The 21,932-nt window shown below is 33.2% G+C and carries 25 protein-coding genes; 18 read left to right on the forward strand and 7 right to left on the reverse strand.

Annotated features, from left to right (window positions below):
- Positions 1-184 precede the first annotated feature (184 nt).
- Positions 185-1,255 carry a DNA polymerase IV gene (gene dinB, locus JMUB898_RS04960; protein WP_002445457.1) on the forward strand — a complete coding sequence of 357 codons (1,071 nt, stop codon included), beginning with the start codon at positions 185-187 and terminating at the stop codon, positions 1,253-1,255.
- A gap of 37 nt (positions 1,256-1,292) precedes the next feature.
- On the opposite strand, the gene JMUB898_RS04965 is transcribed toward dinB, so the two are convergent.
- Both JMUB898_RS04965 and ftnA read right to left on the reverse strand, forming a co-directional pair.
- The gene (locus JMUB898_RS04965; RefSeq protein ID WP_037541847.1) at positions 1,293-1,847 is read right to left on the reverse strand and encodes a 3'-5' exonuclease; all 555 of its coding nucleotides are present in this window, start codon (positions 1,845-1,847) and stop codon (positions 1,293-1,295) included.
- A 254-nt stretch (positions 1,848-2,101) separates the two neighbouring features.
- A complete protein-coding gene (gene ftnA, locus JMUB898_RS04970; protein ID WP_002445463.1) occupies positions 2,102-2,602 on the reverse strand; it encodes an H-type ferritin FtnA in 501 nt (166 codons plus the stop codon).
- 228 nt (positions 2,603-2,830) lie between these two features.
- On the opposite strand from ftnA, the gene murT reads away from it, so the two are divergent.
- The 3 genes from murT (at position 2,831) to isaB (ending at position 5,671) form a co-directional block, all read left to right on the forward strand.
- Positions 2,831-4,144 carry a lipid II isoglutaminyl synthase subunit MurT gene (gene murT, locus JMUB898_RS04975; RefSeq protein WP_002445465.1) on the forward strand — a complete coding sequence of 438 codons (1,314 nt, stop codon included), beginning with the start codon at positions 2,831-2,833 and terminating at the stop codon, positions 4,142-4,144.
- Positions 4,145-4,870, forward strand: coding sequence for a lipid II isoglutaminyl synthase subunit GatD (gatD, locus tag JMUB898_RS04980; RefSeq protein ID WP_002445467.1), 726 nt, complete (start codon positions 4,145-4,147; stop codon positions 4,868-4,870). It begins immediately after the preceding gene.
- Between the two features lie 249 nt (positions 4,871-5,119).
- Positions 5,120-5,671 (forward strand): immunodominant staphylococcal antigen IsaB family protein, encoded by a 552-nt coding sequence (gene isaB / locus JMUB898_RS04985; protein WP_002445468.1) that lies wholly within the window; start codon positions 5,120-5,122, stop codon positions 5,669-5,671.
- A 143-nt stretch (positions 5,672-5,814) separates the two neighbouring features.
- On the opposite strand, the gene JMUB898_RS04990 is transcribed toward isaB, so the two are convergent.
- Positions 5,815-6,804, reverse strand: a complete 990-nt coding sequence (locus JMUB898_RS04990) for an FUSC family protein (protein WP_002445470.1) — start codon at positions 6,802-6,804, stop codon at positions 5,815-5,817.
- A 174-nt stretch (positions 6,805-6,978) separates the two neighbouring features.
- On the opposite strand from JMUB898_RS04990, the gene map reads away from it, so the two are divergent.
- The 5 genes from map to vraR all read left to right on the forward strand — a co-directional run bounded on the left by map (position 6,979) and on the right by vraR (position 10,653).
- Positions 6,979-7,734 (forward strand): type I methionyl aminopeptidase, encoded by a 756-nt coding sequence (gene map / locus JMUB898_RS04995; protein WP_002445472.1) that lies wholly within the window; start codon positions 6,979-6,981, stop codon positions 7,732-7,734.
- Positions 7,735-7,888: 154 nt separating this feature from the next.
- Positions 7,889-8,275, forward strand: a complete 387-nt coding sequence (locus JMUB898_RS05000; protein ID WP_002445473.1) for a hypothetical protein — start codon at positions 7,889-7,891, stop codon at positions 8,273-8,275.
- A 14-nt stretch (positions 8,276-8,289) separates the two neighbouring features.
- Positions 8,290-8,991, forward strand: a complete 702-nt coding sequence (gene vraT, locus JMUB898_RS05005) for a cell wall-active antibiotics response protein VraT (protein WP_002445474.1) — start codon at positions 8,290-8,292, stop codon at positions 8,989-8,991.
- Positions 8,988-10,034 carry a sensor histidine kinase VraS gene (gene vraS / locus JMUB898_RS05010; RefSeq protein WP_002445475.1) on the forward strand — a complete coding sequence of 349 codons (1,047 nt, stop codon included), beginning with the start codon at positions 8,988-8,990 and terminating at the stop codon, positions 10,032-10,034. Before vraT ends, vraS begins: the two co-directional genes overlap by 4 nt.
- Entirely contained in the window at positions 10,024-10,653 is a 630-nt protein-coding gene (gene vraR / locus JMUB898_RS05015) for a response regulator transcription factor VraR (protein WP_037541848.1), read from the forward strand. Before vraS ends, vraR begins: the two co-directional genes overlap by 11 nt.
- A 60-nt stretch (positions 10,654-10,713) precedes the next feature.
- On the opposite strand, the gene JMUB898_RS05020 is transcribed toward vraR, so the two are convergent.
- The 3 genes from JMUB898_RS05020 to JMUB898_RS05030 all read right to left on the reverse strand — a co-directional run bounded on the left by JMUB898_RS05020 (position 10,714) and on the right by JMUB898_RS05030 (position 13,097).
- Positions 10,714-11,970 (reverse strand): YihY/virulence factor BrkB family protein, encoded by a 1,257-nt coding sequence (locus JMUB898_RS05020; RefSeq protein WP_002445478.1) that lies wholly within the window; start codon positions 11,968-11,970, stop codon positions 10,714-10,716.
- A gap of 372 nt (positions 11,971-12,342) precedes the next feature.
- Positions 12,343-12,627, reverse strand: a complete 285-nt coding sequence (locus JMUB898_RS05025; RefSeq protein WP_002445480.1) for a hypothetical protein — start codon at positions 12,625-12,627, stop codon at positions 12,343-12,345.
- 5 nt (positions 12,628-12,632) lie between these two features.
- The gene (locus JMUB898_RS05030) at positions 12,633-13,097 is read right to left on the reverse strand and encodes a low molecular weight protein-tyrosine-phosphatase (protein ID WP_002445482.1); all 465 of its coding nucleotides are present in this window, start codon (positions 13,095-13,097) and stop codon (positions 12,633-12,635) included.
- A 140-nt stretch (positions 13,098-13,237) separates the two neighbouring features.
- On the opposite strand from JMUB898_RS05030, the gene JMUB898_RS05035 reads away from it, so the two are divergent.
- The 3 genes from JMUB898_RS05035 to JMUB898_RS05045 all read left to right on the forward strand — a co-directional run bounded on the left by JMUB898_RS05035 (position 13,238) and on the right by JMUB898_RS05045 (position 15,337).
- A complete protein-coding gene (locus JMUB898_RS05035) occupies positions 13,238-13,444 on the forward strand; it encodes a DUF1128 domain-containing protein (protein ID WP_002445484.1) in 207 nt (68 codons plus the stop codon).
- Between the two features lie 12 nt (positions 13,445-13,456).
- On the forward strand, positions 13,457-14,695 hold the full coding sequence (locus tag JMUB898_RS05040) for an aminopeptidase (protein ID WP_002445487.1): 1,239 nt from the start codon (positions 13,457-13,459) through the stop codon (positions 14,693-14,695).
- 111 nt (positions 14,696-14,806) lie between these two features.
- On the forward strand, positions 14,807-15,337 hold the full coding sequence (locus tag JMUB898_RS05045; RefSeq protein ID WP_002445489.1) for an acyl-CoA thioesterase: 531 nt from the start codon (positions 14,807-14,809) through the stop codon (positions 15,335-15,337).
- Positions 15,338-15,708: 371 nt separating this feature from the next.
- Here the strand turns inward: JMUB898_RS05045 and yfkAB are convergent, their stop codons facing one another.
- The gene (gene yfkAB / locus JMUB898_RS05050; RefSeq protein ID WP_002445673.1) at positions 15,709-16,851 is read right to left on the reverse strand and encodes a radical SAM/CxCxxxxC motif protein YfkAB; all 1,143 of its coding nucleotides are present in this window, start codon (positions 16,849-16,851) and stop codon (positions 15,709-15,711) included.
- 152 nt (positions 16,852-17,003) lie between these two features.
- Here yfkAB and JMUB898_RS05055 point away from each other — a divergent pair, with 152 nt between their 5' ends.
- The 6 genes from JMUB898_RS05055 (at position 17,004) to JMUB898_RS05080 (ending at position 21,927) form a co-directional block, all read left to right on the forward strand.
- On the forward strand, positions 17,004-17,165 hold the full coding sequence (locus tag JMUB898_RS05055; protein ID WP_002445674.1) for an SE1561 family protein: 162 nt from the start codon (positions 17,004-17,006) through the stop codon (positions 17,163-17,165).
- Positions 17,166-17,534: 369 nt separating this feature from the next.
- Positions 17,535-18,053, forward strand: coding sequence for a type 1 glutamine amidotransferase domain-containing protein (locus tag JMUB898_RS05060; RefSeq protein WP_002445490.1), 519 nt, complete (start codon positions 17,535-17,537; stop codon positions 18,051-18,053).
- A 249-nt stretch (positions 18,054-18,302) separates the two neighbouring features.
- Positions 18,303-19,112, forward strand: coding sequence for a monofunctional peptidoglycan glycosyltransferase SgtB (gene sgtB, locus JMUB898_RS05065; RefSeq protein WP_002445492.1), 810 nt, complete (start codon positions 18,303-18,305; stop codon positions 19,110-19,112).
- 171 nt (positions 19,113-19,283) lie between these two features.
- Positions 19,284-20,102: a recombination regulator RecX gene (recX, locus tag JMUB898_RS05070; RefSeq protein WP_002445494.1), complete on the forward strand. Its 819-nt coding sequence runs from the start codon at positions 19,284-19,286 to the stop codon at positions 20,100-20,102.
- Positions 20,080-20,394 (forward strand): YfhH family protein, encoded by a 315-nt coding sequence (locus JMUB898_RS05075; protein WP_002445497.1) that lies wholly within the window; start codon positions 20,080-20,082, stop codon positions 20,392-20,394. Before recX ends, JMUB898_RS05075 begins: the two co-directional genes overlap by 23 nt.
- Positions 20,395-20,409: 15 nt before the next feature.
- Positions 20,410-21,927: an ATP-binding cassette domain-containing protein gene (locus JMUB898_RS05080; RefSeq protein WP_002445499.1), complete on the forward strand. Its 1,518-nt coding sequence runs from the start codon at positions 20,410-20,412 to the stop codon at positions 21,925-21,927.
- Positions 21,928-21,932 lie beyond the last annotated feature (5 nt).

A 21,932-nucleotide genomic window follows, 5' to 3' on the forward strand; every position in this document is an offset into this window, starting at 1 on the left:
TGTTCCCTCAGGAGTCTTGCCATCCATACTTCATTTGTTAAGAATATAAGGTTTGGCTTTAACTTATTTTTTAATTAAAGTTGGGTTATGGTATTTAAAGTGTGCACAATACATGTAAAATATCTATTTAAAGCGTATAATAATATAAAGCTATTTTGAGAATCGTGGAAAGTGGGGTGAGACAATGGCAGAAAGAAGGATTATTCATATTGATATGGATTATTTTTTCGCACAAGTTGAAATGCGAGATAATCCCAAATTAAAAGGCAAACCCGTCATCGTTGGAGGTAAAGCAAGTAATCGTGGTGTCGTATCGACAGCATCTTATGAAGCAAGAAAATACGGTGTACATTCCGCAATGCCAATGTCTCAAGCTCACAAACTTTGTCCTAATGGATACTATGTCACAAGTCGCTTCGGTGCTTATAGAGAAGCTTCTCAACAAATTATGGAAATATTCCGCAGCTATACAGAAATTGTAGAACCCATGTCACTTGATGAAGCTTACTTAGATATTACGCATCTAGTTAGACCCGATATGCCAGCTTCAAGAATTGCTAATTATATTCGACGTGATATATATGAACAAACGCAACTTACAGCATCTGCTGGGGTTTCATATAATAAATTTTTAGCTAAATTAGCAAGTGGGATGAATAAGCCTAATGGCATGACGGTGATTGATTATCAGAATGTGCATGAGATTCTAATGCATTTAGATATTGGAGATTTTCCTGGCGTGGGTAAGGCTTCAAAGAAAGTGATGCATGATAATGGAATCTTTACAGGACAAGATTTATATAATAAAGATGAATTTGAACTCATTCGCTTATTTGGGAAAAGGGGACGAGGTCTATATAACAAAGCGCGGGGCATTGACAATAATGAAGTTAAAGCGACACGCGTACGGAAATCAGTGGGTACCGAGCGTACATTTTCAACTGATGTGAATGATGATGATGAAATCTTGAGAAAGGTCTGGGAGCTATCTGGAAAGACAGCAGAAAGACTCAATAAATTGCAGAAATCTGGTAAAACTGTAACTGTTAAAATTAAAACATTTCAATATGAAACACTCTCAAAACAAACAAGTTTAAGAGATTCTGTTCAATCTGAAACAGATATTTATAACATTGCTTATTCACTTTATAATGAGTTAAAAGATCCTGATGTTCCGATTCGTCTTATCGGCGTAACTGTCGGCAATTTAGAACAATCGAGTTATCGAAACATGACCATATATGATTTTATATAAAAAATAAGGCTGATTATCACTTGAACATAGTGGTAAATCAGCCTTTATCTTTAAGATTCTTCCCATAAATATTGAGCATACTTGGAAGATCATCATAATGTTTAAGCAATCTAAATGTAATCATAGCACAAGCTTTCGCATCATTTAGTGCATCGTGGTGACCATGAAAATCTAATTTATAATGATTCATCAGGTGTTTCAAACCATAACGATATGCATCAATCGTGCGTTTAGCAAGTTGATACGAACAAAAATAAGTCATCGAGGGCGTTTCTATATTAAGTTGCTTTAAACTTTGGTGTAAGACATTCATATCAAAAGCTGCATTATGGGCAACAACTGGTAATTGATCGATAAATTGTAACATGTACGGATAGACATATTCGAAACTTGGAGCACCTTCAACATCCTCTGGCTTAATACCATGAACGTTAATATTTGTTTCAGTAAAATAATCAAAAGGATTCACAAGCGTGTAGAATGATTCGGTTATTTGATTATCAATGACCTTAACCATCCCAACAGAACAAATACTCGTGCGTTTTCCATTAGCTGTTTCAAAGTCTAACGCTACAAATGCATTATGATTCATTGCAACATTCCTTTCAATATAACCATTTAATACTTTGTGATTAAACGTTTTAATTATATATTTTATAACACTTCTTACAACCTGCATAGTAAAAACAATTGCACATTCACATCATCAATTCATTTTCATCACAGAAAGGGAACTCCATAACAACGCGCTATAAAATTAAAAAATAAACTGTCAACGAAGCGTATCACTTCATTAACAGTTTAGTTAAATCACTCTCTCATAAAAATACGAGTATTAAATTAAAATTACTCTTCGTCAAAAGAACGTGCAGCTAATTCTTTTTCATATAAGTAAAGTGTATTGCAATCATCGCCAATACGAGTTAGATAATCAATGTGTGTTTCAAAAGTTGATTCTTCTTCAACTTGTTCATCTAAGAACCAATTTAAGAATGAAATTGTAGCATAGTCTTTATCTTTGTGTGCAAGTTCAGATAAGTTATAGAAACGTTTAGTTACATCTCTTTCTTGATCTAAACCATCTTTAAAAGTTTCTAAAATAGATGAGAATTCTACTTTAGGCGCTTTTAATGTATCGAATACTGCATGTTCGCCACGGTCGTTGATATAGTCGTAGATTTTTTTACCGTGATAACGTTCTTCTTTAGCTTGTTCAATATAGAAATTCGCAAATCCTTCATAAGACTCTTTATCGCAATAAGCAGCCATTGCCATATAAGCATGCGCAGCGAAATATTCGTGGTTCATTTGTTCATTTAATGCTTTGAGTAGATCTTTACTTAACATCTTTTTTCACCTCATATAAAAATTTAATTAATTAATAACACTTATGAGTATAACAGACCTTTTCTCAATAGTAAATAATAATTATTCTAATCTAGAGATAACCATTCTCAATTACAGATAATAATTATTCTAATCTATAAATAGCTAGCCCCATAAGAATTGAGAATCTTTTTTGTTATACCCTTTACATGTTATAATTATGCGAGTGGAATTAAGAGGAGGAAACGCATGAGACAATGGACTGCAACCCACATGGCTAAGTTGGCTCGTAAGGCAAGTATCGCTGTTGGTAAAAAGGGAACGGACTTACCTGGGCAAATTGCACGTCGTGTGGATCAAAATATATTAAGAAAATTGTCTGAACAAGTAGATGATATTGTGTTTATTAGTGGGACAAATGGAAAGACAACAACATCTAACTTAATCGGACATACGTTAAAAGCAAATCAAATTAAGATTATTCATAATAACGAAGGCGCAAACATGGCTGCTGGGATTACATCTGCCTTCATTATGCAAATTTCTAAAGAAACTAAAATCGCCATCATAGAAATCGATGAAGGTTCAATTCCGCGTGTGTTAAAAGAAGTCACACCGTCAATGATGGTGTTTACGAACTTCTTCAGAGATCAGATGGATAGATTTGGTGAAATAGATATTATGGTTAACAATATTGCGAAATCAATTAGTAATAAAGGAATTAAATTATTGTTAAATGCCGACGATCCATTTGTTAGTCGTTTGAAAATCGCAAGTGATTCACTTGTATATTATGGTATGAAAGCACATGCACACGAATTCGAACAAAGTACGATGAATGAAAGTAAATATTGCCCTAATTGTGGTCGTCTATTGCAATATGATTATATACATTACAATCAAATCGGCCATTATCATTGTCAATGTGGTTTCAAACGTGAAGATCCTACATATGAAGTATCATCTTTTGAAGTTTCACCGTTTTTAAATATGACAATTAATAATCATTTATTTAATATGAAGATTGCTGGAGACTTTAATGCATATAATGCAATCGCTGCGTATACTGTATTACGAGAATTAGGTCTTAGTGATGAATCAATTGAAAAAGGTTTTGAAACGTACACTTCAGATAATGGACGGATGCAGTATTTTTCTAAAGATAATAAAGAAGCGATGATTAATTTAGCTAAGAATCCGGCTGGTATGAATGCAAGTTTATCCGTTGGAGAACAGCTAGAGGGCAAGAAAGTCTATGTGATTAGTTTGAATGACAATGCTGCAGATGGCCGTGATACTTCATGGATATATGATGCTGACTTTGAAAAGTTAAGCAATCAAGATATTGAAGCAATTATAGTGACAGGTACGCGTGCCGAAGAACTTCAATTGCGTTTAAAGCTGGCTGAAGTTAATGTACCTATTATCGTTGAAAAGGACATTTATAAAGCAACTGCTCAAACAATGAACTATACATCGTTTACGGTGGCTATACCAAACTATACATCTCTAGCACCTATGTTAGAGCAACTCAATCGCTCATTTGAAGGAGGGCAGTCGTAAATGAATGAATTAACGGTTTATCATTTTATGTCGGATAAATTAAATTTATATAGTGATATTGGTAATATTATAGCGTTAAGACAACGCGCTAAAAAAAGAAATATTAAACTTAACGTCAAAGAAATTAATGAAACTGAAGGCGTAACATTCGACGATTGCGATATCTTCTTCATTGGCGGAGGTAGTGACAGAGAACAAGCACTTGCTACTAAAGAATTAAGTAAGATTAAAACGTCTCTTAAAGAAGCGATTGAAGATGGGATGCCAGGACTCACGATATGTGGAGGATACCAATTCTTGGGTACTAAATATATTACGCCAGATGGTACTGAGCTTGAAGGTTTAGGTGTGCTAGATTTTTACACTGAATCTCAAACGGATCGTTTAACAGGTGATATTGTCATTGAGAGTGACACTTTTGGAACGATTGTAGGTTTTGAGAATCATGGTGGAAGAACATATCATAACTTTGGAACATTAGGACATGTGACACATGGATATGGTAATAATGACACTGACCGTGAAGAAGGTATCCATTATAAAAACTTGTTAGGCTCCTATTTACATGGTCCTATTTTACCTAAGAACCATGAAATGACAGATTATCTCCTTGAAAAAGCATGCGAACGTAAAGGTATTCCTTTTGAACCTAAGGAATTAGATAACACCGAAGAAGAAGCAGCTAAAAGCGTCCTCATCGAACGAGCAAAAGGAAACAAACACTAATGTGTAAATAAAGTGAAAATCGAATATTTTTATAGAGAGTTAGGTTGAATGACCAATTGTGGTTTTCAATTTAACTCTTTTTTTATGAGACACTTAGGATGCTTAGATGTCCTAAAAATTTTATATTTAGACAGTAAAGTGCTAAAACGCTTAATATAAGAAATATAATTAATTATAAATTAATCGATTGATATACTGAACTCGTAAGGGAGAATTTTAAATTTATACAACTAAAATAGGAGTGAGAAAATGAAAGGTTTAAAATTGATGGGTCTGACACTCGCTGCATCAACGATTGCTTTTTCACTTTCGCAAGTTGCACACGCTGAACAAATGGTTAAAGGGGAAAATAACGAAACACATTATGGTGTTCACATGAACGAAGCTGAAGGTGGTTATACACATAAAGGTAACGCTGGACAAAACGCTTCATATCTTGCAGATTCAGATTTTGTTAACGCATTAGATAGTGGACAGTTGAATTTTAACGGCTACTCTATCGATCAAGATAACGACGACAATGTAGAATACAAAAAAGTTTATGACCAAGAAGTTAGAGCAACAAGCGACGATACTGCTGTGAGTATTCGCTTTAAAGTAACAGATCAATCAGTCACTTTAGATCAGATGAAAGATGCTTATCCTAGTGATAAATTAAATCATATCCCACACACAAGTTCGAATGCAGATCAACCTGATGACGGTACATACGTATATCACGGTGATCAAATCAAATTACAATTCAAAGTTGAAGACGGTTATGTAACTTCAGTTACAATCGGTCAAGGCGAAACAGAATAAATTTTACTAGTAAATCATAAAATAATACCTCAGAAAGACGTATAATGATTCAGTCTTTCTGAGGTATTTGTATGTTCAGAGCTTTTCATTGTTAATCATGCTATTTCATTTTGCCCCCCAAAAAAACTCCTTTTAATATCTTTTTATTTGGCATAGCGTGAATCTAAAATTTTATAAATCAGTAGCATTTCATATATGAGATGACTTTTCATTTGATTTTGATCAAATTCCTCTAAGCGCTTCACTGATGTCTTCAAAGTTGAAGCTGATTTCTTCTGCCGTTTAAAGCTGCCATTACTAATAATTTCATTGATACTATTGCTAATATTAATGATTGCCATTTTTTCATTAGGTGTAAAAGCAACGTGCGTGTTCTTAGGTAAATAGATGATATTAGATAAATGTGAAATAAATAAACGATTATTATATGCACGATTTGTTATTTTATTTAGCAACTTCCAGTCGTCTTCTTTATTTTTATGATAATGGAGTTCATCTCTTTGATAGCTTGTTAATGTTTCAATTTTTTGAGCGATAATATTTAATTTAGTGAGTTGTTTATTACTCTTTTCTGAGCTGAACTTACCTAGTAATAACTCTTGGCAACGTGCGTAAAATAACTCGTACATCTTTTTCTCTGAAAGTGATAATTGGTCTTCAAGTTGATGATAATACTTGGGAGGTAAGATGATAAAGTTAACTAAGCCAGCCGTCACAAGTCCTATCAGGGCAGTTAATAATCTAGAAAAGAAATTGAAATAGTACGCTTCATGGATACCTGGGATCATTGCGACTGATGTAAGTACAGCAACATTTGTCCCCACTTGTAAATTGAGCTTAGTGCAAACTAAAATTGTAAATGTTGCAGCTAGCGCATAACTTAGAGGGGATTGATCTCCAAAAATATATGTAAAGATTACCGCAAATAACGCACCTATTACCGTTGCAGGAAGACGTTTATATCCTTTTTTGATGGAAGCCTTAGCAGTAGGTTCAATGGTTACAATCGCAGTTAATATTGCGAATATCGGGGTGAGGTTAAGCAACATACAAAACACCGTTGTTAGGAAAGTTGCAAGACCGGTTTTAATTGTCCTAGCCCCAATAATATGTTTATACCATTTTACGTTCATACTTATATGACCCCTTTGCAGTAAAAGGGAATTCGAAAAGCTAATACTTTATACAAATTCTCTTTCTCTTAAAAATAATTTTACAATGTAACGTGATATATGATTCATGTTTAGTATATCAAAAAAAATTTGCTATAATAAGATGTAATAAAATTTATAAAGGAACGGGATAAAATGATTGTTAAAACTGATGAAGAATTACAAGCGTTAAAAGAAATAGGATACATTTGTGCTAAAGTCAGAGACACAATGCGAGAAGCAACAAAACCTGGTGTCACAACTCGAGAGTTAGACAATATCGCCAAAGAATTATTCGAAGAACATGGTGCAATCTCTGCGCCAATCCACGATGAGAACTTTCCAGGTCAAACATGTATTAGTGTGAACGAAGAGGTAGCACACGGCATTCCTGGTAAACGTATGATTCGTGAAGGCGATTTAGTAAATATTGATGTGTCAGCATTAAAAAATGGCTACTATGCCGATACAGGCATCTCATTTGTCGTTGGTGAATCAGATAATCCTATGAAACAAAAAGTGTGTGATGTAGCAACGATGGCATTTGAAAATGCAATGACTAAAGTTAAACCTGGTGCGAAATTAAGCAACATTGGTAAAGCTGTGCATGCTACTGCACGTCAAAATGACTTAACTGTCATTAAAAATTTAACTGGACATGGTGTTGGACAATCATTACATGAATCACCAAAACATGTCATGAATTATTATGATCCTAAGGATAAAACGTTATTAAAAGAAGGTCTTGTTATCGCTGTAGAACCTTTTATTTCATCACGTGCTACATATGTGACTGAAGGTAAAAACGAATGGGCTTTTGAAACAAAAGATAAAAGTTTTGTGGCTCAAATAGAACACACAGTCATTGTTACAAAAGACGGTCCAGTATTAACAACTAAAATTGATGACTAATCGTTGCATCATTTTCAGATTTAATGAAGTAACTAAAATAATCATATAAAATCCTCGTCGGACTAAAGTATGAACTCAATATGGTTCCGGAGCCTATTACGTTAGGTTTCGGAATTGTTTTATAATAAAGCTTAATCAGTGACGAGGTGGTACTATGAATTATATGGATTTATACTTACAACATTTTCTAAAATCAACAATTAAAGTTAGTATCAATGAATACAGAATGATACTCGATAAAAAATTAAAAAGTATTGAGAGTTATATTAATTATTTAAGTGAAAAAAGAACGCAACTCAAGAAGTTAATTGACAGCTTAACACTCTCATTAGAAAATAAATATATCGACATCGTAAATAATCATGACATTTATTGTGCTGAGGAAATTCATGATACAGAAATTGAAAGTATTAAAACAAAACTTGATGATATAGAAGCGTATTATGCGAGAATAGAAGCGGATATTCATCAACAATCTAAAGAAAAAATTACTACAGAAAATGAATGTAACTTAATTTATCATATGAGTGCTGTAGCATAGAAAGGTGGCGAAACATGACGCATAAATATATATCAACTGAAATGTTGATAATTTTTACAGCTTTAATGATTATCGCTAATTTTTATTATATATTCTTTGAAAAAATTGGCTTTCTTCTCGTCTTATTATTAGGATGCGTGCTCGTGTATGTGGGGTATGTATTCTTTCATAAAGTAAGAGGTTTACTGTCATTCTGGATAGGTGCGTTACTTATCGCCTTTACTTTATTATCAAATAAGTACACGATTATCATTCTTTTTATATTCTTAGTTGTACTCATTATCCGCTATTTAATTTATAAATTTAAACCTTTAAAGGTAGTTGCAACAGATGAAGAAGTGACATCACCTATTTTTATTAAACAAAAATGGTTCGGTGAACAACGTACACCCGTATATGTGTATAAATGGGAAGATGTGCAAATTCAACATGGAATTGGTGACATCCATATTGATATGACCAAAGCGGCTAATATTAAAGAAACGAACACAATTGTCGTGCGTCACATCTTAGGTAAAGTACAAGTGGTTGTGCCGTTAAATTACAACATTAATTTACATACAGCTGCTTTTTACGGAACGGCATATGTAAATGACAAATCATATAAAATTGAGAATAATCATATCCAAGTTGAGGAAAAAACTAAAGATGACAACTATACAGTCAATGTTTACGTTTCAACATTTATTGGAGACGTTGAGGTGATTTATAAATGAATCACTACTTAAGAGCAATTGGATCGATGCTAATACTTGTCTATAGCATGCTCACTGCTTTTTTATTCATTGACAAAGTTTTTGTTAATATTATTTATTTTCAAGGGATGTTTTACACCCAAATATTTGGAATCCCTGTGTTTTTATTCTTAAATATATTAATTATCTTATTATGCATCATTGTAGGGTCTGTGTTAGCGTACAAAATCAATCAACAAAATGATTGGATTAAATCTCAAATTGAAAGATCGATTGAAGGGGAAACAGTTGGTATTAACGATCAAAATTTAGAGTTATATAGTGAGACTTTAGATATTTATCATACATTGGTACCCTTAAATCAAGAATTGCATCGATTGAGAATGAAAACGCAAAACATGACGAATGAAAACTATAATCTAAATGATGTGAAAGTGAAAAAAATTATAGAAGATGAACGCCAGCGCTTGGCTAGAGAATTACATGATTCGGTAAGTCAGCAATTATTTGCCGCAAGTATGATGCTTTCAGCGATTAAAGAATCTAAATTAGAACCGCCTTTAGACCAACAAATTCCTGTTCTAGAGAAAATGGTTCAAGATTCACAGCTTGAAATGAGGGCGTTACTTCTACACTTAAGACCTATAGGATTAAAAGATAAGTCTCTAGGTGAAGGAATCAAAGATTTAGTCATTGATCTTCAAAAGAAAGTGCCTATGAAAGTAGTTCATGAAATTCAAGATTTCAAAGTACCTAAAGGTATTGAAGATCATTTGTTTAGAATTACTCAAGAAGCGATTTCCAATACATTAAGACATTCGAATGGTTCGAAAGTAACGGTAGAATTATTTAATAAAGAAGATTATTTACTGTTAAGAGTTCAAGATAATGGTAAAGGTTTCAATGTAGATGAAAAATTTGAACAAAGTTATGGTTTAAAAAATATGAGAGAACGCGCATTAGAGATTGGTGCCACATTCCATATCGTATCGTTACCAGATTCAGGTACACGTATAGAAGTCAAAGCACCATTGAACAAGGAGGATGAATCAAATGGCGATTAAAGTATTATTTGTGGATGATCACGAAATGGTTAGAATAGGTATTTCTAGTTATCTTTCTACACAAGAAGATATTGAGGTAGTAGGCGAGGGTGCTTCAGGAAAAGAAGCCATTGAGAAAGCACACGAATTAAAGCCAGATTTAATTTTAATGGACCTACTGATGGACGATATGGATGGTGTAGAAGCCACAACCGAAATAAAAAAGGATTTACCTCATATTAAAGTCGTGATGTTAACAAGCTTTATTGAAGATAAAGAAGTTTATCGTGCGTTAGATGCCGGTGTAGATAGTTATATTTTAAAAACAACAAGCGCAAGTGATATTGCTGAAGCAGTACGTAAAACATATCAAGGTGAATCAGTGTTTGAACCTGAAGTACTTGTGAAAATGAGAAATCGAATGAAAAAACGTGCGGAATTATATGAAATGTTAACAGAACGTGAAATGGAAATCTTATTATTAATCGCAAAAGGGTATTCAAATCAAGAAATTGCGAGTGCATCTCATATTACAATTAAAACTGTTAAAACGCATGTGAGTAATATTCTAAGTAAATTAGAAGTACAAGATAGAACACAAGCTGTTATCTATGCTTTCCAACACAATCTTATACAATAAAATAACAAAAATAAAAGGCGAAAGTCACGGTGAAACGTGTCCTTCGCCTTTTTTAGTGGTTTATTTTTGATTTTTTTCATCGTTGTCATGGTTGTTTTTAAATTTATCAACGATTTTATCTTTAAGTGTTTCCTGATCTTCAGGTTTCTCATTATCAGCATTTTGATCTATATTATAATTTTCATCTTTATTCTGAGGTGTGTCATTGTTGTATTCATAAGTTGTGTCTTCATTATAATGATTTTGATTGTTGTCATCATGGAGTAACGCAGCTTCTTCAGGAGTATGACCTTTGATGACTTTTCTTTGGTGAATAATCGCATTGATTTCTGCACCAATGATGATAATGAAGCTTGTAATGTACAACCATAAGAATAAGATAATGATGCCGGCTAAACTTCCGTATGTTTTGTTGTAATTACCAAAGTTTGAAATATACCAACCAAATAAGAATGAACCAACTAACCAAATAATAGATGTAAATAAAGCACCAGGAAGTACTGAACGTAATTTCGTTTTTACATTCGGTGCAACAGAATATAATACTGTGAATAGAATAATGATGATAATCAGAGGTAGTACGATTCTCACTACATCGAAGATCCATTCTACTTGTTTATCTAAGCCTAAAGGTCCAAATAAGAATTTGCTAATCACAGGTCCTAATGTAATCAACACAATTGCCACTACAAATACGATGCCTAAAACGAGTGTATAAATGACACTTAGAATCTTAAGCACAATGCCATTTCTTGCATCTTCTACGTCATAAGCGACATTAAATGAATTGATAATGGCAGACATACCATTAGACGCAGACCAAATGGCTAAGATTAAACCAATGGATAGAACGCCACCATTGGCACTATCTGAAATACTACTAAATATCTTAGTGACAACATCAGCAGTACTTTGATCAGGTATATATTGACTGACCTTGTGGTTGATTTGGTCAGTGTTAATAGTTATAAATTGTCCTAATAAAGTAAGTAAGAAGATGAGCATAGGGAACATTGCGAGCACGAAATGATAAGTCATTTGAGCCGCTAGACCGGATGCATCGTCTTTACCGATTCTATAAATTAAGTATTTTAGAAAATTAGAATCTTTCGTGTACTTTGCTGGCTTGTTTAAACGAGATAGAAAGAATACTTGGTCCTTTTTCTTAGGTGACTTTGACTTGAACTCTTGAGGTTCAATGTATGTACGATCGACTTTAATTTGTTTGTCTTTATCGTCATTCTTTTTGTGTTGACGTTCTTCTTGTTCCTTAGCTGAATTAAGGAATTTTGAAGTCGTTTTTTCTTGTTTTGACATGACAATCTCCTTTGCTTTGTATAATCGAAAAATGTATGACTGTTATATTCCCAAGTTAAGTTAGAATTAAAACAATAAATGGCAAATTATGTCATTTATTTTAATCATCACCTTAAAGTTATAAGTAAATTAATATTTCATTCAATATTTTGTCTTAAATTGATAGGAAAGGCAATAGCTATAAAGTGAATTTTAAACAGAATATCTTTCAAATCAATTCAATGTATGAAATATATGAAGACAATTAGATTTCAATATATAGTCACTCACGATGAGTCAATATAAAAAGACGCCCATAAAGCGAGATATACAATCTCTAACAATAAAGGCGTCTTGTTATAAAGTATAGCTAAGTCGTGCTTGTTCTATCGATTATTTACCTAAACGTTGGTTTTTACGATTAACGAATGTATCCTTAGCATCTTTGATAGAACGTTCTAATTCTGGATTGTTACGACGAATTTCTTCAATCGTATCTTTCCAGTACATTACTTCATCTTTAATGCTATTAAATTTAGAAGGTTTACGTGAACGATTGCCTTCTTTAGCATCTTTGAATGATTGTTTTAAAGCGTTACGTGTAGATTTATCGGCTAAAGTAGCAGCGCCGCCGATAATTGCACCAATTAGAATACCAGGAACTAATTTATTTTCCATAGTGATTACCCCTCTTTCAAATTTGCATCTTTAACGATGTAATCAATTAAATTATCACATGATGATTGTACCATTTCAAATACACCTTCAAAATTGTTTGTGTAATACGGATCTGGCACATCACTTTCTTCCATGTTACTAAATTCTAGCAATTTGAACAATTGTCCGTGTAGATTTGGATTGATTTGGCGAATATTATCCACGTTACTTTGATCCATTGCTATAATATAGTCAAAATCATCATTTGGTTCAAAAAGTTCACTAATCATATGATCGAAGGGGATATTGTGTTCTTTCAATATCGCTTGGGTACCTTCGTGAGGTGGTTCGCCTAAATTCCAACGTCCTGTACCTCGTGAGTGAACTGTAATACCTGAAATGCCTCTGTCTTGCAGCCTTTGTCTCATGATAGCTTCAGCCATTGGAGAACGACATATATTACCGAGACATACAAATGCTACGTCTACCATAATTATTCCTCCAAACTATGTAACTATATCCCCATTTTATAGAGTATTTAAACAATAAGAAAGTACTTAACCTCAAATTCTATTAAAGTTTAATAAAGTATGGTAATTTGATAGAATATTGAATTAAAGAGGTGAATCCCATGTCATTATCAAATGAAGAAATGATTGCAGAAATCAGAAAGAAATTAAATATAGTCAATCAAGGGTTACTGAATCCAGATAAATTCAAATCTTCAAATCATGAAGAAATCACTGAAATATATGAATTTGTAATGTCTAAAGATTCGTTTTCTCCGAGTGAGGTCACTGCGATTGCAGACCATTTAGGACAACTTAGACAAGATTAGGGGGACTACAGTATGGCTAATTATCATGAAAAGTTACAACAATATGCAGAACTACTTGTTAAAGTAGGCATGAATGTTCAAGAGAATCAACCTGTATTTATTCGCTCTTCAGTTGAAGCCTTAGAATTAACGCACTTAATAGTTGAAGAAGCTTATAAAGCAGGTGCATCTGATGTTCGAGTAAAATATGCTGATGCGCGTTTGAAACGTCTTAAATTCGAACATGAATCTGTTGAGCACTTTGAAAATAATGAATTAAAGCAATATGATATTGATGAACGTTTAGATTATGTTAAACGTGGTGCGGCTAATTTAGCATTAATTGCTGAAGATCCAGATTTACTTAATGGTATTGATGTGAATAAATTAAAAGCATATCAAGCTCAGTATTCAAAAGGCTTTAAACCATATATGGAAGCGAGTCAAAAAAATCAGTTCCCATGGGTAGTTGCAGCATTCCCAACAAGAGATTGGGCACGCCGTGTTTATCCAGACTTGGATGAAGAAGAAGCATATGAAAAATTCATAGATGAAGTATTCGATATTGTGCGAGTGGATGGCAATGATCCTATCGAAAACTGGAATGCCCATGTAAAATCTTTAAGTGTTCATGCCAAAAGACTTCAAGAAAAGAATTATAAAGCACTTCACTATATCTCTGAAGGTACAGACCTAACAGTTGGTTTACCTAAAGGACACTTATGGGAAGATGCGACAAGTTATGTCAATGGAGATGGACAACCGTTTATTGCCAATATTCCTACAGAGGAAGTGTTTACTGCACCTGATAGAAATAATGTGAATGGTTATGTCACAAACAAATTACCTCTAAGTTATAATGGTAATATTATCGACGGATTCACATTAACATTCAAAGATGGTGAAATCGTTGAAGTTAAAGCTGAAAAAGGCGAAGAAGTTCTTAAAGATTTAATTAACACAGACGAAGGCTCAAGAAGATTAGGCGAAGTCGCTTTAGTACCTGATGATTCGCCAATTTCAAATCGTCGTACTATTTTTTACAATACACTATTCGATGAAAATGCTTCTTGCCATCTCGCTATCGGTTCTGCATATGGTTTCAATGTTAAAGGTGGTACCGAAATGACGACAGAAGAAAAAATTGCAAGTGGATTAAATGATTCGAACGTCCATGAAGACTTTATGATTGGTAGTTCTGATTTAACGATTTATGGCATTCTACAAGATGGTACGAAAGAGTTAGTCTTCGAGAATGGTAATTGGGCCTAGTAATGCAGTACGCACATTACTTTTCAAAATTAAAAAGGTATAATAATAATTAATGAATTTAGCTTACTGGGAGTTAAAGTTCTGGTATATAAAGATGGGGAGAAATAGAGTATGTCTAATGAAAATAGAAAAATGAAAGCAATGTCTGAAGCAAAATGTATCAAACATAGACAAGTATTTCCACAAGATACGAATCATCATCATACAATGTTTGGTGGTTCTTTGATGGCAAATATTGATGAAATAGCAGCTATTTCAGCTACAAAACATGCGGGCGCACAAGTGGTGACTGCTTCCACAGACTCAGTAGATTTCTTAAGACCAATTAAAACAGGAGACATTCTTTCTTATGAAGCGATGGTGTCATATGCTGGAACAAGTTCAATGGAAATTTGTGTGCAAATTATTATAGATGATGTCTTTAATAATGAGCGTCATCTCGCAGCCTTAAGTTTTCTAACATTTGTAGCACTAGGCGAAGACGGGAAACCTATAAATGTTCCAGGTGTCTATCCTGAAACAGATGTTGAAAAGTGGTTCCATGAAAGTGCACCTTCACGTGTTGAAAGACGCAAAGAACGTCGTTCAGAAAGCAAGAAAACGATTGAATATCTATCCAGAGTTAGACATATTGAAAAATAAACAATCAGTCAGAGTCATCATTCTCATAAATAATAGCAGTAAGAGGATTTCAGTTAGAAACTTCTTACTGCTACTTTTATATTTTATACTTCGTATTGCTTGGCTCCCTTGCCGCGGGCATGGCTTGGGAGTGATCCAGAATTCTAGAATTTAAGAATTCGTATTATCACCCCCGCAAGGATGATTAGATGTTGAGCCATTTTATGAGCTCAATATCAATCAGCTACTGCGTAGCCTGTCTTTTAAAAATCGACTGACTTACAAGTAGTCTCAAGACGCATGCTATTCCTGCAGGCGTGTCGCCATCAATACTTTGTTTATCTTTTAAGAATAATGCTACTTATTCTAACGTCTTTGTATGTTGTTATTACTTAAGAAAAAATGTGGCGTGAATGCATTTCTTTTTCTTTGAGTTTGAAGTCTGTTTGAGGATAGTACATATTTTTAACTAATACATTAGGACCTAGACATTGGAATTCAGGGCAATGACAGTTAAGTGATTGTGCTAATTCTGAATTAAGCCATTGATCAAATACATCAGTGAGTTTATCTTTTTGAATGTTTGAAATTGTACCATTTTCATCACCGAAGTCAGTTACAATAACATTGCCTGTAAAGACATTGACATTTAATCGACTACGTCCATCAGGGTCATTTCTCATTGTGACATTCTTCGCGTTTCTTAATCTCTGTAGTAATTTTTGGTCATTTTCATCATTAATACAAGGATAAATAGGTAAAGTTCCAAATAGCATCCAAGTCTCTTCATCGCGAATATCTAATAAGTAATGAATGGCGTCTTTCATTTCTTTAAGTGAAAGAACATTCAGTTGACTCGCGAAATCAGCAGGATACATAGGATGTACTTCGTGACGGCTACACTTCATATCATTAACAATTTCATGATGAATTTTATCTAAATAAGGCAATGTACTTTGATTCAGCATTGTTTCAGCAGAAACAAACATACCTTGTTCCGATAAAGTTCTCGAATTATCTAACATTTGTTCATATAATTTAAGTTTTGCTTTTAAAGGTGGTTGCTTCTTCATTGCTCCGAAACCAACATCGGTAAACTCTTGTATTGTTCCCCAGTTATGAGAAATATGCATGACATCGATATACTCTGCAATATCTAAGTATCTGTCTTGTGGCAATGTTAAATTTGAATTCATTTGAACGTAAATGCCTCGATCATAAGCATACTTAAGTAAAGGTTTAACAACATTTTTAATCGATTTCTTGGAGAACATTGGCTCGCCACCAGTAATCGACATCGTTCTTAAGTTCGGGATTTCATCCAGTCTTCGATAAATAATATCCATTGGAAGAGGGTCTGGATCTTTTGTTTGAAGTGTATAGCCAACTGCACAGTGACTGCAGCGCATATTACACAGATTGGTTGTTGTAAATTCTATATTACTCAGTGTTAATCCACCATGATCAATGATATCGTTATACGCTTCCCATGGGTCATTTTGGATAGAAATAGGTTTTTTATTTGTGATCAACATGAATTATTACTCCTAAATATAAACTTTCCATCTACTTTGTTTATTACGTAAAAAGTACAGTAAACATTATTAAGATTATATCGCTTTTTGTCAAATTCTGTTAGGATATGAGTATCTTAAAAAAATATTTAAAGAAGGAGCGCTTATTTTAAATGAATGAACAACAAACAATTGATCAGATTAAAACACGTCTAAATAAATTTATAGAGGATATTGACCATGTGAATCCTGACGAAGTACGTGTAGAAGATATTGACGAATGGATTGGTCTATTAGATCAATTAGAAGAGAAAGTAAAGCAAGTTTCAAAATAAGGCTCATACTATAATAATGATGTATATTTAACAAGAGGCTGGGACATAATTCATTGTCTCAGCCTTCTTAACATATTGGCAGTAGATGTCTGAATTAAAAGTGCGCTTATATCAAGCTTCTTTTAATCCTAGCCATCCTTGCCGGCGGGGCCCCAACATAGAGAATTTCTTAAAAAGAAATTCTACAAACAATGCAAGTTGGGAGAGGGACAACGAATATAATTTTGTTAAATTATATTTCTGTCCCACTCCCTTGTTTTTTATTTTAAGAAAAGTGATAAATGAAAGGACTTAACATCTTATGTTTAAACATTAATCATCTTGTCTATATATAGATTAGAATTAATTAGAGAAAGGTGATTATTAATTATGACTAAAAAAGTAGCAATCATTCTTGCAGATGAATTTGAAGATATTGAATTAACAAGTCCTAAAGAAGCTTTAGAAAATGCTGGATTTGAAACTGAAATCATTGGGGATACTGCAAAACATGAAGTTGTAGGTAAACATGGTGAAAAAGCGACAGTTCAAGTAAGCATTGCAGATGCTAAACCAGAAGATTATGATGCATTATTAATTCCTGGTGGTTTCTCACCTGACCACTTACGTGGCGATGCTGAAGGTCGATATGGCACATTTGCTAAATACTTCACTAAAAATGATGTTCCAACATTTGCAATTTGCCACGGTCCATTAGTATTAATCGATACTGATGACTTAAATGGCCGTACATTAACTGGTGTATTAAATGTACGTAAAGATTTATCAAATGCGGGTGCGCAAGTTGTTGATGAATCAGTAGTTGTTGATAACAACATCGTAACAAGCCGTACACCTGATGATTTAGACGATTTCAATAGAGAAATTGTTAAACAATTAGAAGCATAATTCAGTATTCTAAATTATTTAATATGAGATATGAGGCTGTCGACAGAGTATTCACTCTGTCGGCAGTTTTATTTTTATTTAAAAGTGATTGAAATAAGCATTCTTAGCTATTTTGGAATATAGCTAAGCCAACGGGTCCAGACACGGATACACCTTGGGACTGATTTTTATCATAAGCTATAGCTAAACGATGAAACTACTGGTAAACTCACTTTAAGAGGGTGAGTTTAAGAAAAAAGGAGCAAACGCATGAAAAGAAGCGAAAAGTATGCGGATTCTTATAATGATCAACGTAATGAAATGCGAAGACCTCATTATAATACGTATTATCAACCAGTAGGTAAACCACCAAAAAAGAAGAAAACTAATAAAATCATATTAAAAATATTGTTCGTCATCATTATCGTGTTTGTTTTATTTGTAGGTTTGATGTATTTCTTATCTTCAAGAGCGAATGTTGATGATTTGAAGTCAATTGAAAATAAAAATAGTTTCGTACCTGCAGATAACATGCCTAATTATGTTAAGGGCGCATTTATATCGATGGAAGATGAACGTTTTTATAAACATCATGGTTTTGATTTAAAAGGAACAACACGTGCATTATTTTCAACCATTAGTGACCGAGATGTTCAAGGCGGTAGTACCATCACACAACAAGTAGTCAAAAATTATTATTACGACAATGAACGTTCATTTATGAGAAAGATTAAAGAATTATTTGTTGCGCATAAAGTTGAACAACAGTATAACAAGAACGAAATTTTAAGTTTTTATGTGAATAATATTTATTATGGTGACAATCAGTATACGGTTGAAAGTGCAGCAAATCATTATTTTGGTACAACAGTGAATAAAAATAATCAAAGTATGCCACAAATAAGTGTATTACAAAGTGCCATTTTAGCGAGTAAAGTGAACGCGCCTAGTGTATATGATGTCAATGATATGTCTGAGAATTTTAAAAACCGTGTTAAAGCTAATTTGGAAAAGATGAAACAGCAAGATTATATCACAGACGCACAATATAAAGAAGCTATGTCACAATTAGGAAATTAATTACAAAATCAAGCACCTGCTTTCTACAGAAAATGATAGAGCGCAGGTGTTTATTTATATCGTTACATAATGGTTCTCAAAAAAGGCATAGTTGTTTATGAATATGTAATAAATGTGCCATAATAATGGTAATTCATGTTTAAAACATTTTCAGGAAAGGGAGGGTGAGACGTGCCTAAAGTTACAAAACTTGAAGTTCAGAAAAAGAACAAAGAACGATTTAACTTATATTTAGACGGTGTATTTGAAATGGGTATTGATATCGATACGCTCGTTAAATTTAATTTAAAAAAAGATCAAATACTAGAAGCGGCTGATATGGAACAAATTCAAAAATACGATCACTATAGACGTGGTGTAAATATGGCGATTCAGTATTTATCTTATAAAAAACGTACTGAGAAAGAAGTTCGGCAATACCTAGAAAAAAATGAAATTTCTGAAGATGCAATTGAGCAAGTAATTGATTATTGCTATAAAGAAAAGTTTATTGATCATGAAGATTATGCTGAAAGTTTGAAAAACACAATGATTCGTACGACAGATAAAGGACCAGAGATTTATAAACAAAAGCTTTATCAATTAGGTATTGAACCTAAAATCATTGATCACTATACAGCGCTTTATGAACAAGAACAACATCTTGAAGATGTCATTAAAGTAGGCAATAAAATAATGAAAACGAAGAAGGGGCCTGAAGTTAAAGTAAAACAAAAAGTTTCACAAGCTTTAATGCAAAAAGGCTTCACATTTGAGACGATTCAGGCTGCGATGTCTGAGCTCAACTTTTCCCAAGATGAAGAGACATTAGATAATTTATTGCAACGTGATTTAGAGAAAGTCTATAATAAAAATTGTAGAAAATACGATGGTCAAAAATTAATGATGAAAACCATTGAAGCGCTTATGAGAAAAGGTTATAAGTATGATAAAATTAAAACAAAATTAGAAGAAAGTGGTATTACAAATGGTACAGAAGAAATTGAGTGAGATGTCAGAACAAGAATTAAGACATGAAATTCAGACATATAAAGAAAAAATGCGTAAAGCTGAAATGAATGGCATTATGAATGAATACGATGTGTACCAAAGTAAAGTCATCATTGCAGAAAGTTATCTGGTTGATCGTAATAAAGTTGAAATAGGAAAGATTTATAAATTAAACGATGGCAGTGAACAATACTTCAAAGTAGAAAGACTGAAAGGTGTTTTTGCTTGGGGGTTCAGAATTAAAAGTAGTGAACCAGAAGAAGGTCTACCATTAGCATTATTAAAAATTTAGAAGGATGTTTAATCAATGGGAAGCTCAATTGTATTAAGGTTACTTAAAGTGACACATTACTATAGAAATAAAAGCTCAAAGAAATGGTATCTGCCCTTTGGATATGATGCAGAAGATATCAATTTAAATAATATCTCTTTACATATTTATCAAGGTGAATCACTTGGTATTATTGGTGAACCAGGATCCTCGAAGACGTTAATTGGTAGAATTTTGAGTGGGACTGTTAAACCTGATAAAGGGAAAGTCATTCGTACTGAGAATCTATTTTACGGAGATATGGAGCACCGTCATGTTACATATCAAACTGTTCAAGATTTTGTAGACAGCGCTGTGCAATTATTTCCTTACAAAGTAAATGACCACAAGGCAGAACAAATCATTCAATGGGCACATTTAGGAGATAAAGCGAAGACAAGTATTTCAAATTTATCTCCAACTGAGTATGCTCAATTATTACTGAGTATCGCCCGTTCTTCTAAAAATAAAATCATCATACTTAGCCACGTATTGACACATTTAGATGATGTATTCTTCAAAAGAGCAATTGAATTATCAGATGATTACATACAAAGTAACCAAACATTAGTATTGATTGATAATGATATAGACAAGATTAGTGAAACAGCTAACTATATCACTTGGGTGTCTCATGGACAAATTCGTAAAGAGGGTTCGCTAAATCAAGTTTTACCTGTGTTTAGAGAACATGAAAAGGACCGTCAAAGTATTGATTCTAAGACGCAATTGGAAAGCTTCGATTTAGACTGGAAGAAAAGCCGTACACGTATACCAGAAATGACGTATAACTTTAAGAGAATTGAGCGCTATAATCATGCTAAACCACCTGTTTTTTTAGTAAGGTTCTGGACATTATTTGCGAGTTTCTTAATCGGTCTAGCATTGATGGGGGTATTACTCTTCAACAATTTAGGCAAAGTTCATATTTCTGAAAATAATACCCAAGCCGCAATACAAAACCAAAGCAAAGATCCATATGAAGATAAATTAGCTTATGGCCTTGCGCTTGATGGTTCTACCACATTAAAAGGTACAAAGAATACGGAATTACCTAAATATGGATTAGCGACAATTACAGGTGAGAATAGTAAAAAATATCGAATAGAAATGAACCAAAAGACGTATACGGTTGGAAAAAGCGACTTATTCTATTTTAACCCAGCTGGTTTATATGAATCACACAGTTTTAAAAAGCTTTCACCTTATATTAAAACCAACTATAGTACATACATAGAGTATTTCAATAGTCATTTACACCAAAAGCATGACAAAGTTACGAAGACCCTTGTTCCAGAGAAAGATAGTCGTTATGTCGTACCAATCACTCAACAACCGATTAAAATGATTTTCGGAGATGAAGATACACTTTCAGGATTTGTGGTACCTATGGAACATAAAACAGAATTGAAGAAAAAATATAATATAAAAAAAGATGTATGGATTACGAAATCTGGCAATGGTTATTTCATAGCAGATATGAAAGATAACAAATGGATATATATTGAATTGTAGGTGTG

Source organism: Staphylococcus caprae (assembly GCF_003966625.1).
GTDB lineage: Bacteria > Bacillota > Bacilli > Staphylococcales > Staphylococcaceae > Staphylococcus > Staphylococcus caprae.

Coding starts and splice junctions, on each gene's coding strand:
- JMUB898_RS05030 (WP_002445482.1), bottom strand. CDS start 13,097: ATGGTAGACGTAGCATTTGTATGTCTCGGTAATATATGTCGTTCTCCA.
- JMUB898_RS05080 (WP_002445499.1), top strand. CDS start 20,410: ATGGGAAGCTCAATTGTATTAAGGTTACTTAAAGTGACACATTACTAT.
- isaB (WP_002445468.1), top strand. CDS start 5,120: ATGAAAGGTTTAAAATTGATGGGTCTGACACTCGCTGCATCAACGATT.
- dinB (WP_002445457.1), top strand. CDS start 185: ATGGCAGAAAGAAGGATTATTCATATTGATATGGATTATTTTTTCGCA.
- murT (WP_002445465.1), top strand. CDS start 2,831: ATGAGACAATGGACTGCAACCCACATGGCTAAGTTGGCTCGTAAGGCA.
- sgtB (WP_002445492.1), top strand. CDS start 18,303: ATGAAAAGAAGCGAAAAGTATGCGGATTCTTATAATGATCAACGTAAT.
- JMUB898_RS05025 (WP_002445480.1), bottom strand. CDS start 12,627: ATGGAAAATAAATTAGTTCCTGGTATTCTAATTGGTGCAATTATCGGC.
- JMUB898_RS04990 (WP_002445470.1), bottom strand. CDS start 6,804: ATGAACGTAAAATGGTATAAACATATTATTGGGGCTAGGACAATTAAA.
- JMUB898_RS05020 (WP_002445478.1), bottom strand. CDS start 11,970: ATGTCAAAACAAGAAAAAACGACTTCAAAATTCCTTAATTCAGCTAAG.
- JMUB898_RS05055 (WP_002445674.1), top strand. CDS start 17,004: ATGAATGAACAACAAACAATTGATCAGATTAAAACACGTCTAAATAAA.
- JMUB898_RS05045 (WP_002445489.1), top strand. CDS start 14,807: ATGTCTAATGAAAATAGAAAAATGAAAGCAATGTCTGAAGCAAAATGT.
- JMUB898_RS05035 (WP_002445484.1), top strand. CDS start 13,238: ATGTCATTATCAAATGAAGAAATGATTGCAGAAATCAGAAAGAAATTA.
- JMUB898_RS05075 (WP_002445497.1), top strand. CDS start 20,080: ATGGTACAGAAGAAATTGAGTGAGATGTCAGAACAAGAATTAAGACAT.
- map (WP_002445472.1), top strand. CDS start 6,979: ATGATTGTTAAAACTGATGAAGAATTACAAGCGTTAAAAGAAATAGGA.
- vraS (WP_002445475.1), top strand. CDS start 8,988: ATGAATCACTACTTAAGAGCAATTGGATCGATGCTAATACTTGTCTAT.
- ftnA (WP_002445463.1), bottom strand. CDS start 2,602: ATGTTAAGTAAAGATCTACTCAAAGCATTAAATGAACAAATGAACCAC.
- yfkAB (WP_002445673.1), bottom strand. CDS start 16,851: ATGTTGATCACAAATAAAAAACCTATTTCTATCCAAAATGACCCATGG.
- gatD (WP_002445467.1), top strand. CDS start 4,145: ATGAATGAATTAACGGTTTATCATTTTATGTCGGATAAATTAAATTTA.
- vraT (WP_002445474.1), top strand. CDS start 8,290: ATGACGCATAAATATATATCAACTGAAATGTTGATAATTTTTACAGCT.
- vraR (WP_037541848.1), top strand. CDS start 10,024: ATGGCGATTAAAGTATTATTTGTGGATGATCACGAAATGGTTAGAATA.
- JMUB898_RS05000 (WP_002445473.1), top strand. CDS start 7,889: ATGAATTATATGGATTTATACTTACAACATTTTCTAAAATCAACAATT.
- JMUB898_RS05060 (WP_002445490.1), top strand. CDS start 17,535: ATGACTAAAAAAGTAGCAATCATTCTTGCAGATGAATTTGAAGATATT.
- JMUB898_RS05040 (WP_002445487.1), top strand. CDS start 13,457: ATGGCTAATTATCATGAAAAGTTACAACAATATGCAGAACTACTTGTT.
- JMUB898_RS04965 (WP_037541847.1), bottom strand. CDS start 1,847: ATGAATCATAATGCATTTGTAGCGTTAGACTTTGAAACAGCTAATGGA.